This is a genomic window from Pseudomonas sp. OIL-1, assembly GCF_010669185.1.
In the GTDB taxonomy this organism is placed as follows: Bacteria; Pseudomonadota; Gammaproteobacteria; order Pseudomonadales; family Pseudomonadaceae; genus Halopseudomonas; species Halopseudomonas profundi.
On sequence record NZ_CP048629.1, the window covers coordinates 3,032,779 to 3,046,408 of the forward strand.

At 56.2% G+C, this 13,630-nt stretch carries 13 protein-coding genes and 2 tRNA genes; 11 read left to right on the top strand and 4 right to left on the bottom strand.

From position 1 onward, the window contains the following. The first annotated feature begins 156 nt into the window (after positions 1-156). From G3M63_RS14080 to G3M63_RS14090, 3 genes are all read left to right on the top strand, one after another. Positions 157-1,218 (top strand): porin, encoded by a 1,062-nt coding sequence (locus tag G3M63_RS14080; protein WP_150302272.1) that lies wholly within the window; start codon positions 157-159, stop codon positions 1,216-1,218. A 177-nt stretch (positions 1,219-1,395) separates the two neighbouring features. After that, a complete protein-coding gene (locus G3M63_RS14085; RefSeq protein ID WP_163983545.1) occupies positions 1,396-2,100 on the top strand; it encodes a DUF2057 family protein in 705 nt (234 codons plus the stop codon). Between the two features lie 115 nt (positions 2,101-2,215). Beyond that, entirely contained in the window at positions 2,216-3,340 is a 1,125-nt protein-coding gene (locus G3M63_RS14090) for a GNAT family N-acetyltransferase (RefSeq protein ID WP_163983546.1), read from the top strand. 18 nt (positions 3,341-3,358) lie between these two features. Here the strand turns inward: G3M63_RS14090 and G3M63_RS14095 are convergent, their stop codons facing one another. Together G3M63_RS14095 and G3M63_RS14100 are read right to left on the bottom strand one after the other, a co-directional pair. Beyond that, on the bottom strand, positions 3,359-3,925 hold the full coding sequence (locus G3M63_RS14095) for a peptidylprolyl isomerase (RefSeq protein ID WP_150302269.1): 567 nt from the start codon (positions 3,923-3,925) through the stop codon (positions 3,359-3,361). A gap of 76 nt (positions 3,926-4,001) precedes the next feature. Next, positions 4,002-4,892 carry a LysR family transcriptional regulator gene (locus G3M63_RS14100; protein ID WP_163983547.1) on the bottom strand — a complete coding sequence of 297 codons (891 nt, stop codon included), beginning with the start codon at positions 4,890-4,892 and terminating at the stop codon, positions 4,002-4,004. 52 nt (positions 4,893-4,944) lie between these two features. Between G3M63_RS14100 and G3M63_RS14105 the strand changes: the two genes are divergently transcribed. Beyond that, complete coding sequence (locus G3M63_RS14105) at positions 4,945-5,277, top strand: 3-phosphoglycerate kinase (protein WP_150302267.1); 333 nt, start codon at positions 4,945-4,947, stop codon at positions 5,275-5,277. A gap of 113 nt (positions 5,278-5,390) precedes the next feature. On the opposite strand, the gene G3M63_RS14110 is transcribed toward G3M63_RS14105, so the two are convergent. After that, a tRNA-Asn gene (locus G3M63_RS14110) sits at positions 5,391-5,466 on the bottom strand. 81 nt (positions 5,467-5,547) lie between these two features. Further along, complete coding sequence (locus G3M63_RS14115; protein WP_163983548.1) at positions 5,548-6,753, bottom strand: amino acid aminotransferase; 1,206 nt, start codon at positions 6,751-6,753, stop codon at positions 5,548-5,550. 192 nt (positions 6,754-6,945) lie between these two features. Here G3M63_RS14115 and uvrB point away from each other — a divergent pair, with 192 nt between their 5' ends. The 7 genes from uvrB to rplT all read left to right on the top strand — a co-directional run bounded on the left by uvrB (position 6,946) and on the right by rplT (position 13,562). Then, complete coding sequence (uvrB, locus tag G3M63_RS14120; protein WP_150302265.1) at positions 6,946-8,967, top strand: excinuclease ABC subunit UvrB; 2,022 nt, start codon at positions 6,946-6,948, stop codon at positions 8,965-8,967. 182 nt (positions 8,968-9,149) lie between these two features. Beyond that, positions 9,150-9,226: transfer RNA gene (locus G3M63_RS14125), tRNA-Val, on the top strand. 203 nt (positions 9,227-9,429) lie between these two features. Next, the gene (locus G3M63_RS14130; protein WP_163983549.1) at positions 9,430-9,780 is read left to right on the top strand and encodes a hypothetical protein; all 351 of its coding nucleotides are present in this window, start codon (positions 9,430-9,432) and stop codon (positions 9,778-9,780) included. 665 nt (positions 9,781-10,445) lie between these two features. After that, positions 10,446-12,371, top strand: coding sequence for a threonine--tRNA ligase (gene thrS, locus G3M63_RS14135; RefSeq protein WP_150302263.1), 1,926 nt, complete (start codon positions 10,446-10,448; stop codon positions 12,369-12,371). After that, entirely contained in the window at positions 12,368-12,919 is a 552-nt protein-coding gene (gene infC, locus G3M63_RS14140) for a translation initiation factor IF-3 (RefSeq protein WP_178101052.1), read from the top strand. Before thrS ends, infC begins: the two co-directional genes overlap by 4 nt. A 63-nt stretch (positions 12,920-12,982) precedes the next feature. After that, on the top strand, positions 12,983-13,183 hold the full coding sequence (rpmI, locus tag G3M63_RS14145; protein ID WP_178100983.1) for a 50S ribosomal protein L35: 201 nt from the start codon (positions 12,983-12,985) through the stop codon (positions 13,181-13,183). A 22-nt stretch (positions 13,184-13,205) separates the two neighbouring features. Continuing rightward, positions 13,206-13,562, top strand: coding sequence for a 50S ribosomal protein L20 (rplT, locus tag G3M63_RS14150; protein ID WP_036992253.1), 357 nt, complete (start codon positions 13,206-13,208; stop codon positions 13,560-13,562). Positions 13,563-13,630 lie beyond the last annotated feature (68 nt).

Below are 13,630 nucleotides of genomic sequence, written 5' to 3' on the forward strand. Positions count from 1 at the left end.
CGTACCACCACGCCCCTCAAAAAGTTCCCCAGACTTAAAACCTTCATAAATCAGCAAGCGTACTGTCACATCGGATTTCCATAATCGCTTCGGTCGAAACAACGACGTCAAGTCACTCGCAGGATGACGTTATACAACCCCGAAGGAGTTTTTCCGATGAAGAAGAAGTTGATTGCGATTGTTGTTGGTGCTGCAGCCGTGATGCCCGCTATGGCCATGGCCGACATTAATATCTATGGTCGCGCTCACGTATCCACCGACTTTCTTGACGACGGTGCCGACTATTCCGAAACCAACCTCTCGAGCAACTCTTCGCGCCTTGGTTTCAAAGGCGACCATGACATCAACCCGAGCCTGCGCGCGTTCTTCCAGATCGAGCAGCAGATCGATTTTGGTACCGATTCAGGTAGCAACTTCCACACCCGCGATACCTTTGTCGGCCTGGATGGAAACTTCGGTGCATTGCAAATGGGCCGCTTCGACAGTCCATTCAAGACCGCTCGCGGCCCGGCCAATCTGTTCGGCGATCAGGTCGGCGATATGCGTAACCTGACCCGTGTCGGTGACGCTCGGTTCGACGAGCGCTATGACAACACTGTCCAGTATTCCACACCGACCTTCAGCGGACTCACCGGCCGGTTGGCCTATTCGGTTCATGAAGGTCAGTCTGTCGAGCTTGATGAAAGCGGCGATGCGCTGGACACCGATGCAATCAGTATGGCGCTGATCTATGAAGGCGGCCCGTTTGAAGCGGCACTGGCTTACGAAATGGCCGAGGAAGATACCGGTCGCGGTGAGCGTGATGGCCTCCGCGCTGCAGGGGCCTACAAACTGAATGACGCCTTCAAGCTGGTTGGCTTCTATCAGACTGTTGATTACAAGAACGATGGCGTTACGGCTCTGGAGCGCGACCTGCTGACTTCAGACACATACGGTCTGGGCGGTGAATTCAAGATCGCTGCCAATACGGCGCTGAAAGGTATGTGGATGACCCGGGCTGCCGATGCGGACGACGCTGACAGCGACATGTGGGTTGTGGGTGTCGAGCACAAACTGGACAAGGCTGTGCGCGTATATGCCAACTACGCGGTTGTCGACAATGATGACCTCGCTGATCTGACGCCCTGGAGCCAGGCTCGTACCGCTGACCCGGATAGCGCCGATGCATCAGGCGAAAAAGCATCAGGCCTGTCCCTTGGTCTGCGCTACGATTTCTGATCTCGCTCAGCGGGACCTGAAGTGCCGAACCGGGTTGCTCTCTTCGAGACAACCCGGTTTTTGTCATCGAATTGCAATCAATTGTTCTTAATCTTGTTCCCCAGTTGTAACCGACACGGATGAAGGGCTAGGCCCCGTCGCTAGTCTTCAGTTCGCTCACCTTACCGAGGAGTTTCCATGCGTCGCGTCATGTGTATTGCCCTAGCCGGCCTGTTGTCTGCCTGTGCCCAGCAGTCCCACGTCAAGCTGTATTCAGGCACCGAGTTACCGAAGGAGCAGGTGGTGGTGGTCCAGGTGCCCGATACGCTTGAGGTCATGCGCATAAACGGACAAGAGGTTCCGGCGGCGAATTCGATGTTTGGGACTGATACAAAGGCTCTGCATTTGCAGCCCGGTGAATATCAGATCAGCGCTTTCTATAAAAACATATTCGATATTGGTGGCGGCCTGAGCCATGAAGTCGTACGTACCAGAAGCGCTGTTTTCAAACTGGATGGCGAAGCAGGGGATACCTGGCGTCTGGCGTTCGAAACGCCGAAGAACCTGCAGGAAGCGCAGGCGATGGAAGACAGTTTCGCCGGGTGGGCGGAAAATCTGCGCACGGGTGAGCGTATCGCCACAGAATCAGGCGCTAAGCCGGCTTCGCCCATCAAGCAGCTGCTGGGTGGAGAGACATCGAGTAACAACGGCCAATCTACCGTGGCACCGTTGAACAGCGCACAGGCAGCGACCACGGTCGCCACCGTATCCGCGCCGTCTGCTGCCGCTGCGCCTGAGCAAACCCTGCCGCATAACGATGCGACCTTGAATACGCTTCAGCAGCTCTGGCTGTTGCTCAGTCCTGAAAGCCGTGAAGCTTTTATGGATTGGGCCAGGCAGTAATCTGCCTCCGCTGCGGGGGCAACTTTGGGTAACGTTGCCCCCGCAGCAATCTTTTCTGACGATCCAGTAAGGCTCATGCAGCACAATCGCTGGTCCCTATGGCATGCTTGTCGCCATGCATATACGTCAACTCAACCACATCAATGAAGTCCCGTCCGCGTCATGGGATGCGCTTATTCCTTCGGGCTATCCCTTCCTGCGCCACGCATTCCTCGCAGCATTGGAGAGCAGCGGCTCAGTCACAGCCGAACAAGGCTGGATTGCGTCCCATCTTGTAGTGGAAAATCCTGACGGCAGTCTGCAGGCGCTTTTGCCGCTGTATCAAAAACTGCACTCCTATGGAGAATATGTCTTCGACTTCCAGTGGGCAGATGCATGGGAGCGGGCAGGGCGGCGGTACTATCCGAAGTGCCTGGCGGCGATCCCCTTTTCGCCGGTCCAGGGACCACGTCTGGTGGGCCGGTGCGAACAGAGCCGCGCCATGATTCTCGACTATCTCGATTCCGTACTGGACCAAAACGAAGTATCCAGCCTGCATCTGCTTTTCAATCAGGGCGAGGAAAACGCAGCACTGGAAGCTGCCGGTTGGGTGCAGCGGCTAGGGTGTCAGTTTCATTGGATTAATCGGGACTACGATGACTTTGATGATTTTCTGGCAGCCTGCAGTTCGCGCAAACGCAAGAACTTTCGCAAGGAGCGCCAGGCCGTAGCAGCGCAGGGTATCGAGTTTGTGTGGTTGGCAGCGAAACAGATAACCGAGGCGGACTGGGATCGCTTCTATCCGTTCTACGCAGCCACTTATCTGAAGCGCGGCCAGCATCCCTATCTGCAGCGGGACTTCTTCAGTCTGCTGTCAGAGGGCATGGCGGATGCGGTGCGACTGGTCTTCGCGCGACTGGATGACCGGGATGTTGCGGGCGCGCTGTTTCTGGCTGGCGACGATACCTTGTATGGCCGCTACTGGGGCTGCCTGGACGAATTCGACCGGTTGCACTTCGAGACGTGTTTCTACCAGGGCATGGATCGTTGCATTGCCGAAGGCTTTGCTCGATTTGATGCCGGGGCGCAGGGCGAGCATAAACTGATTCGTGGTTTTGAGCCGGTTATGACGCAGTCCTGGCATAAACTGCAGCCCGGACTGCATGAGGCGGTGGAAGACTTCCTGCGCCGGGAGCGGGCGGGCATGCTCGATTACCAAAGCGATGCCCGCAGCTACCTGCCGTTCCGGCAAGCGGAATAATTGCTTTAGTTACCAGCGTTACTCTGCGGGCTGATCGATGCGTTCAACGCTGACGATGGTCACCGGGTTGGTTGGCACATTCTGATGGCCGCCCTGATTGCCGGTTGGGACCTTGGCGATGGTTTCCACAACGTGCTCGCCATCGACAACCTTGCCGAACACTGCGTAGCCGAAGTCGCGTCCACCGTGGTTGAGGAAGTCATTGCTGGTCAGATTGATGAAGAACTGGCTGGTGGCGCTGTCGACGACCTGGGTCCGTGCCATTGCCACGGTGTAGCGATCATTGCGCAGACCGTTGTCAGCTTCGTTCTTGATCGGCTTGCCGACGGGACGCTGGCGCATATCAGGTGTGAAACCGCCGCCCTGGACCATAAATCCAGGAATGACGCGGTGAAAGATTGTGCCGTCATAATGACCGGCATCCGCGTAGCGCAGGAAATTCTCCACGCTGATTGGCGCCTCTTCTGCATTCAGCTCCAGCTCGATTTCACCCAGGCTGGTGGTAACCAGCACGCGAGGGTTTTCGGCGAGGGCCGAGCCGGCAATCAACATCAGGGCGCACGCGCCGAACAGGCGTTTCAACATTCGTCTGACTCCATAGGTTGGTGTTACGAGGCGGTTAGCAAACCTGTAATCAGCTGAAAAGTCCAGCCTCCAGCGCTTACTGCGCTGTCGAGTGCTCGATAATCAGGTCGGCAAGTATCTTCGCAGCGGGGCCCAGGGGCTTATCCTTGTTCGAGTACAGATACAGCCAGCTGGACCGGTGCGCGCCCTGCTGCAGCGGCAATGGCTTTAACAGTTCTGTTTCCAGCTGCATGGTGATTTCATGCAGTGGCAGCCAGGCAAACCCCAACCCGCTGCTGACCAGTTTGGCGGCGGTACTCAGGCTCGCAACCGTCCAGCGCTGTTCAGCGCCGAGCCAGCCTGCGTCACGCGGCTGACGCCTGCCGGAATCACGGATGACCACCTGCAGGTGCTGCTCCAGATCCTGATGACTGAGTTGGCGCTGCAGCTGATGCAGTGGGTGTTGTGGATGCGCCACCGCGACAAACTCGGCTGCGTTGAGTTGTTGTGGTAGATATCCCGGGATGCTCAGGCCGGAAATGGCAAGGTCTGCCGTTCCACTGACCAGATATTCCTCCACACCCGAGAGTACTTCCTCCCGGACCTGCACACGACAACCCTGGCTAAGCGGCATGAACGCCTGTAATGCACGGGCCAGCCGGTCTGTCGGGTAGGCCGCGTCTACGACCAACTGAACCTCGGCTTCCCAGCCCTGGTCCATATTCCAGGCAAGCATCTCAAGTTGGCTGGCCTGTGCAATCAGGCTGCGCGAACGCCGGAGCAATGCCGTGCCCGCCTCCGTGAGCACGGCTTTTCGGCCTTCGATCGCAAGCACAGGCACTCCCAGTTGTTCCTGCATTCGGGATACGGTGTAACTGACTGATGATTGTGATCGATGAAGCGCCTCTGCAGCCTGTGCGTATCCGCCGTGGTCAACCACTGCCTGGAGGGTTCTCCATTGCTCTAACGTGACGCGGGGTGCTTTCATCAGTCCTTCCTTTGGCAAGGCTGCAAACGAGACATTGAACGGAGCGACCATTATGCGCAAATCTTTGGCAGGTCTGTTGATTGGTTTGCTGTTTCCACTGACCGCCTGGGCGTTTCCGGTGGACGTCGAAATCCAGTCGAAGGGTGTATCGGTCATTGCCAGCAGTTCCTATCTGAGCAATATAGCGACGGTTACGCTGGCAAACGAGGGCATCGAACGAGCGTTGTGCCGAGCCACGTTCGTCAACGGTCCGGAGCGCCCGCCGGAAAGCCGTATCCGTCTCGATCCCGGGGAGCATACCGTGGTTACGCAAGCCTTCAGCCGGCATATCAATCGCGTGCGAGTGGCTATCAGCTGTGAGCCAGACGCGCCTGCTGAGACGTGAATTGCAGGCTGGTTCAGCTTCAGGACAGAGTGGGTTTCGACGCTGGCGACGCTCACGGCGAGCATGAAATCCGGGCAATAAAAAACCCGGCAGTTGCCGGGTTTTCCGATAGTTGGCTCCGCGACCAGGACTCGAACCTGGGACCCAATGATTAACAGTCATTTGCTCTACCAACTGAGCTATCGCGGAATGAACGCTGCGCACTTTACCAAAATAACCATCAAAGTCAACGCCTTGAAATGGCTTTGTGAGTAAATGCGCAGCTGTTGATCAGGCTTCTCGCATGACCGTAGCCATGGCTTTGGCAACGTAGTCGACGTTGTTCATGTTCAGCGCGGCAACGCATATCCGGCCACTGCTTACAGCATAAATACCGAACTCATCAGCCAGACGCTTTACCTGATCCTTGCTTAGCCCGGAATAGGAGAACATGCCCCGCTGGCGCTGAATGAAATCGACATCCTGATCGACGCCTTCGGCTTTCAGTTTCTCAGCCAGCGCCTGGCGCATCCCGCGGATACGCTCGCGCATTTCAGCCAGTTCATCTTCCCAGAGGGCATACAGCTCAGCATTATTGAGGACTGCCGAAACGATCTTGGCGCCATGCGTCGGTGGGTTGGAATAGTTGGTGCGAATGACCCGTTTGAGCTGGGACAGAACACGCGCGTTCTCGTCTGCATCGCGGGTAACCAGGGTCAATGCGCCCACCCGCTCGCCGTACAGGGAGAAGGATTTGGAGAACGAGCTGGCCACCAGAAAGGGTAGACCGCTTTCGGCGAACAGGCGTACAGCCAGTGCGTCGTCCTGCAGATTCTCACCGAAGCCCTGATAGGCAATATCCAGGAAGGGCACGTGATTGCAACGCTGGATGACATCAATCACCCGAGCCCAGTCAGCCAGGCCCAAATCCACCCCGGTGGGGTTGTGGCAACAGGCGTGTAGCAATACCACGCTGCCCTCGGGCAGGGCTTCGATGCCTTCAAGCATGCCGGCCAGGTTCAGCCCGTGCGTTTCGGGATTGTAATAGGGGTAGGTCACGACCTCATAGCCCGCTGCTTCGAACAGCGAACGATGGTTTTCCCAACTCGGATCGCTGATCGCCACCAGGCGTTTGTCGGTCAGACGGTGGAGGAAATCAGCCCCCAGCTTGAGCGCGCCGGTTCCGCCCAGGGATTGGGCTGTGATCAGTCGACCGGATTGCATAACCGAGGATTCGGCACCGAACAGCAATTCCTGAACAGCCTTGTCATAGGCGGCGAGACCATCAATTGGCAGGTAACCGCGGGGCGCGTGCTCGGCAACCCTGGCCTCTTCGGCGGCCTGTACCGCCCTCAGTAACGGCAGTTTGCCTGCCTCGTCATAATATACGCCGACGCCAAGATTGACCTTTTCCGCGCGGGTATCAGCATTGAACGTTTCGTTCAGGCCCAGGATGGGGTCATGCGGGGCCATTTCGACGGGGAAGAACAGACTCATGGTATAGGGGACTCGGGCAGGTGAATGGATGTGGCATTCAGGGTTGCACATTATAAACAGACCGGCATTCATCTGCGAGTGGCGCAGTATCCTGAAATCATTCGACGCCTTTTTCGGCTGTATCGTCACCCGGAACCGGTTGACCTCGATGCTATGATGTTGGGGTATCCGTTACCCGGTGGACCCGAGAATATGAGCCAATTCAACCTGCAAACCCGTTTCGAGCCAGCAGGCGACCAACCCACGGCGATCGTCCAGCTGGTTGAAGGTATCGAGGCAGGGCTTTCGCACCAGACATTGCTAGGGGTGACGGGCTCAGGCAAGACGTTTACCGTGGCGAATGTGATCCAGCAGGTGCAGCGTCCTGCGATCATCATGGCGCCAAACAAGACCCTGGCTGCACAGCTGTACGGGGAGTTCCGGGAGTTCTTTCCGAACAACGCCGTCGAATACTTCGTGTCTTACTACGACTATTACCAGCCTGAAGCTTATGTCCCGTCTTCAGATACCTTTATCGAGAAAGACGCGTCCATCAATGACCACATCGAGCAGATGCGCCTGTCTGCGACCAAAGCGCTGCTCGAGCGACCGGATGCCATTATCGTTGCTACGGTGTCGGCTATTTATGGTCTCGGCGATCCACAGTCGTATCTGCGCATGGTTCTGCACGTGGACCGCGGCGATATTCTGGATCAGCGCACGCTGTTGCGCCGGCTGGCCGAGCTGCAGTACACGCGTAACGACATGGAGCTCTCGCGCGCCAACTACCGGGTGCGCGGCGATGTGATTGATATCTTTCCTGCGGAATCGGATCTTGAAGCAGTGCGCATCGAGCTGTTTGACGAAACGGTGGAAACCATCAGCTTTTTTGACCCGCTGACCGGTGAGGTTCTACGTAAGGTTCCACGCGTAACTATCTATCCTAAATCACATTATGTTACGCCTCGCGAGAAGCTCGTCGACGCGGTAGAGCATATAAAGGTCGAGCTCAAGGAGCGACTTGAAACGCTCACCAGCCAGAACAAGCTGGTCGAGGCGCAGCGTCTGGAGCAGCGTACGCGCTTCGATATGGAGATGATTCTGGAGCTCGGATATTGCAATGGCATCGAGAACTACTCCCGCTACCTGTCTGGCCGACCACATGGCGAAGCGCCGCCAACACTGTTCGATTACCTCCCGCAGAACGCCTTGCTGATTATCGATGAGTCCCACGTATCGGTTCCCCAGGTCGGGGCCATGTACAAAGGCGACCGTTCGCGCAAGGAGACGCTGGTCGAGTACGGTTTTCGCTTGCCTTCGGCGCTGGATAACCGGCCGATGCGTTTTGATGAATGGGAGGCTATTTCGCCGCAGACTATCTTCGTTTCTGCAACCCCTGGCCCCTATGAGCAGGAACATGCGGGACGTACGGTGGAGCAGGTGGTCCGGCCTACCGGTCTGGTCGATCCGAAGATCGAGGTGCGTCCGGCTACCAGCCAGGTCGACGACCTGCTGTCCGAGATCGGCCTGCGCGTAGCCCAGGGTGAACGGGTGCTGGTCACTACCTTGACCAAACGCATGGCCGAAGATCTGACTGATTATCTGGCGGATCATGGCGTGAGAGTGCGCTATCTGCACTCGGACATCGATACCGTGGAGCGTGTCGAGATTATCCGCGACTTACGGATCGGCGGTTTCGATGTGCTAGTTGGGATTAACTTGCTTCGAGAAGGCCTTGATATGCCTGAAGTTTCACTTGTCGCGATACTCGATGCAGATAAAGAAGGTTTCCTTCGCTCCGAGCGTTCGCTGATTCAGACGATCGGCCGTGCGGCACGTAACCTCAACGGCAAGGCGATTCTCTATGCAGACCGGATGACCGGTTCCATGGAGCGGGCGATTGGTGAAACAGAGCGGCGCCGCGAGAAGCAGATAAGCTTCAACCTCGAGCACAACATCACGCCGGTAGGGGTCACCAAGAGCGTCAAGGATATTCTGGAAGGCGCTGTGGTACCGGGTAGCAATAGCCGCTCGAACAAGCGCAAGCAGCTCAAGGCCGCCGAGGACGCAGCGGAGTACGACGCCGCACAACTGCGCTCGCCTTCCGAGATTACCAAGCGCATCAAGCAGGCCGAGGAAAAGATGTATCAGCACGCGCGCAACCTCGAGTTTGAAGAGGCCGCTTCAATGCGGGATGAGATCCAGAAGCTGCGCGCGCAGTTGATGAAGGTCTAGGGGCGCGGAGGATTGTTCGGTGGCCGGGCCATTGAGTGCCGTCTTGCAGTCTGACCTTGCCGCCAGGGTGCTTGTGTCAGCTGCCTGACAGCGGTCATTTTGCGCTCCCGTTTAATTTCAGTTTTTTCAGCGACTTATGCTTGACAGGTTTTTGGGTGCTGCGTAGAATTTGCGGCCATTGCAGGCACGTAGCTCAGTTGGTTAGAGCACCACCTTGACATGGTGGGGGTCGTTGGTTCGAATCCAATCGTGCCTACCAAACAATCCCGGACTGCACGGGTAGAAAAGGGCGATCCACAAGGGTCGCCCTTTTTTTGTCTGCTTTTTGTGCAGTTGTGGAATCCTTGCCCCGTATGGCAGTCTGCTGTTATCGAGACGCGCAAGCCTTCCGAGGTGTGCGCTCCCGATCTCCAGATAAACGCTTATGCGTTTCCCTGAGTCAGACAGAGAAGGAAGCACGTTATGAAACTCCCAACCCTGCTTGCCACTACCTGCGCTTTCGCATCAGTAGGTATATCCGCACTTCAGACTGCAGCTATCGCAGCACCGCCTCCCGGAGATGCCGCTACCACATGCGAGCTGTCACGGAGCGTTTCAGAAAATTACATGCGCATGCGGCAGCAGGGCGTAGAGAAAGAAACGCTGATTTCAAATATGGAAGAGCAATTGGGCGGCGAAATTGACCCTGATTCTCGCGATATCATCAGCAGCGCCTATGAAAAGCCCATCAATACGGACGATCCCCAGCAGGCCATTGCGGACTTCGCCCAGGGCCAGCATGACAAGTGTGTGGAGAGCAATGCAGGAGCATGATGCCTGGCCGCTTGTGAATTTGTGAGTTCCTCCTTCGTGGCCTTGGTGTGATTGCGGGCAGGCTTCAGAACGGCCGCCCGCGCTCTGGCAGGATTGCGCAAGACGCCGTGAACCCGTCCATGGGGGCTTGGCGAAAATATCCCTGTTTTCAACACTTGCTCCATTCCTGCCAGCCCGCGGCTCGTTCGGGCAACGCCGTGTCTCGAAACCGGCCACAACAAGCTCAGATCAACATGGCGGCTGCCAGCAGTACTCTGGTGACGGCCAGTATCCGAGCTAGCAGCCCGCACAAACCGTACCCCTCTTTGGCAAAGAGGGGTTAGGAGAGATTCCGGGATCAGCTGCTCAACGCTGCAGCTGAAAACGCCACGTAAACAACCCGAGTCCAGACAGCCCGCGAGCCCCCAACGCAGTGATTAAGTTATTGATTCTATTGTGATAGAGTACCGCCTTTCCGGTGCTTCGCACGCTGTTGATTCCCTTTTGAATCAAAGGGTTGCAACTTTGAGGTATTGGTGAAATCCCTGTTGCGTCATTTGGCGCGCCCATGTAGCGACCCCATAGGCTCCGGCGATCATTGTTCGAAGGACCCGTATCAGGCGAAGCTGGATGGCAATTATCATCATGTGGCCTTGCGTAGGGGCCACCACTGAGAAGGAATGCACATGCCTGTAATTACTCTTCCCGACGGCAGTCAGCGCAGTTTTGATCATCCGGTTTCGGTCGCTGAAGTCGCGCAATCCATTGGTTCAGGTCTCGCCAAAGCCACTCTGGCCGGAAAGGTCGATGGGCGCCTGGTAGATGCCTCTGATGTGATTGATCGTGACGCTTCGCTGGAAATTATCACGCCGAAGAACGAAGAGGGGCTGGAGATTATTCGCCACTCCTGTGCGCACCTGGTCGGTCATGCGGTCAAGCAGCTCTATCCGACCGCGAAGATGGTGATTGGTCCAGTGATTGAGGAAGGCTTCTATTACGATATCGCCTACGAGAGACCGTTTACGCCTGAAGATATGGCGGCCATCGAAGCGCGCATGCGCGAGTTGATTAATACCGAATATGACGTGATCAAGAAGGTCACGCCGCGTGATCAGGTTATAGAGGTGTTCGAAACCCGCGGCGAGGAATACAAGCTGCGTCTGGTTGAAGATATGCCGGAAGAGCAGGCAATGGGTTTGTACTACCACGAAGAATACGTCGACATGTGCCGCGGTCCGCACGTGCCGAACACGCGCTTCCTGAAAGCGTTCAAGCTGACGCGGATTTCCGGCGCCTATTGGCGCGGCGATGCGAAGAATGAGCAGCTGCAGCGTATCTACGGCACCGCCTGGGCAGATAAAAAGCAACTCGCTGCGTATATCCAGCGCATGGAAGAGGCTGAAAAACGCGACCACCGCAAGATTGGTAAACGTCTGGGCCTGTTCCATACCCAGGAAGAAGCGCCCGGGATGGTGTTCTGGCACCCGAATGGCTGGACCGTATATCAAGTGCTTGAGCAGTACATGCGGCAAATCCAGCGCGGTGCCTCCTATAAGGAGATCAAGACGCCGCAGGTGGTGGACCGGGTTTTGTGGGAACGATCCGGGCACTGGGAGCATTACTCGGCGGCAATGTTTACCACCGAATCCGAGAGCCGTGACTACGCGATCAAACCGATGAACTGCCCAGGCCACATCCAGGTATTCAATCAGGGTTTGAAGAGCTATCGAGAGCTGCCGTTGCGTCTGGCCGAGTTCGGATCATGCCACCGTAATGAGCCATCGGGTTCGCTGCATGGCCTGATGCGCGTGCGTGGCTTCACCCAGGACGATGCTCATATTTTCTGTACGGATGAGCAGGTTAAATCCGAGGCGGCTGATTTCATCGAGTTGACGCTTCAGGTATATCGCGATTTCGGCTTTGATGACGTTGAGCTGAAGCTCTCCACCCGTCCGGAAAGTCGCGTTGGTGACGATGCGTTGTGGGATCAGGCTGAGAAAGGCCTGGAAGACGCGCTCAACGAGGCTGGCCTGGATTGGGAGCTGCAACCGGGCGAAGGTGCTTTCTACGGTCCGAAGATCGAGTTCTCTTTACGCGATTGCATCGGCCGTGTCTGGCAGTGCGGGACCTTGCAACTGGACTTCATGCTGCCGGGTCGACTTGGCGCGCAGTATGTGGCGGAAGATGGCTCGCGCAAGACGCCGGTCATGTTGCACCGGGCAATTCTCGGTTCCTTCGAGCGCTTCATCGGTATTCTCATCGAACACTACGCAGGTGATTTCCCGGCCTGGCTGGCTCCGACTCAGGCTGCAATATTGAATATTACCGATAATCAGGCCGGATTCTGCTCCGAAGTGGAGAAAAACCTCAATGAAATGGGATATCGAGCAGTCGCGGACTTGAGAAACGAGAAGATCGGCTTTAAAATCCGGGAGCATACTTTGCACAAGACTCCTTACCTCCTGGTTGTAGGGGATAGGGAAGTCGAATCGCACACTGTGGCCGTGCGCACGCGGGAGGGTAAAGATCTGGGTTCCATGACTGTTGCCGAGTTCTCCGAGTTCCTGTCCCGTGCCGTTGCACAGCGAGGCCGCCCGAATTCGGAGCTATAAAGATTAAACGCGAGATGAGACAAGACAAAAGAGCCGCACAACGCCCGCCGATCAACGAGAACATTACGGCGCGTGAAGTGCGCCTGATCGGCGCCGAAGGTGAACAAATCGGTATCGTGTCCATTCAGGAAGCCATGGCCGCCGCAGAGGAGGTCAAGCTCGACCTGGTTGAAATCTCCCCCGATGCAGAGCCGCCAGTTTGCCGACTCATGGATTATGGCAAGCACGTCTTCGAAAAGAAGAAGCAGCAGGCTGTCGCACGGAAGAATCAGAAGCAGATCCAGATCAAGGAAATCAAATTTCGTCCAGGGACGGAAGAGGGAGACTACAAGGTCAAGCTGAAAAACTTGATACGTTTCCTTAGTGAAGGGGATAAAGCCAAGGTTTCATTGCGATTCCGCGGCCGCGAAATGGCCCATCAGGAGCTGGGGATGGACCTGTTGAAGCGGGTTGAACAAGACCTGCTTGAATACGGTACCGTCGAACAGTATCCGAAAATGGAAGGTCGTCAGCTGATGATGGTCATCGCTCCCAAGAAGAAAAAGTAATCTCCAGGGCAACGCCAGGCCTTGCGATTATCTTATTAACGCTATAACGCGGAGTATCTGAACATGGCAAAAGTAAAGATGAAGACCAAAAGTGGCGCTGCGAAGCGCTTCAAGGCGACCGGTAACGGTCTTAAGCACAAGCATGCTTTCAAGAGCCACATCCTGACCAAGATGAGCACTAAGCGTAAGCGTCAACTTCGGGGTACTTCCGAGTTGCACCCTGCTGATGTGCAAAAAGTAGAGCGCATGTTGCGCCTCCGTTAAGTCTAGGTTGAGGAAATAAAGAATGGCTCGTGTTAAGCGTGGTGTAATGGCGCGTAAGCGTCACAAGAAAATTCTGAAACTCGCCAAAGGCTACTACGGTGCGCGTTCACGCGTATTCCGTGTTGCCAAGCAGGCGGTCATCAAGGCTGGTCAGTATGCCTACCGTGACCGCAAGCAGCGCAAGCGTCAGTTTCGTGCTCTGTGGATTGCCCGTATCAACGCCGGCGCCCGTCAGAATGGTATGTCCTATAGCCGTCTGATCGCTGGCCTGAAGAAAGCTTCCGTAGAAATCGACCGCAAGGTTCTGGCCGATCTGGCTGTGAACGAAAAAGCGGCGTTTACCGCGATTGTCGAAAAAGCAAAGGCTAGCCTGGCTTAAGCCCTCGTTACGACAATCACCGGAGCCTGGCTCCGGTTGGCAACGTCATTAATAGGGGAAGAGCCTCA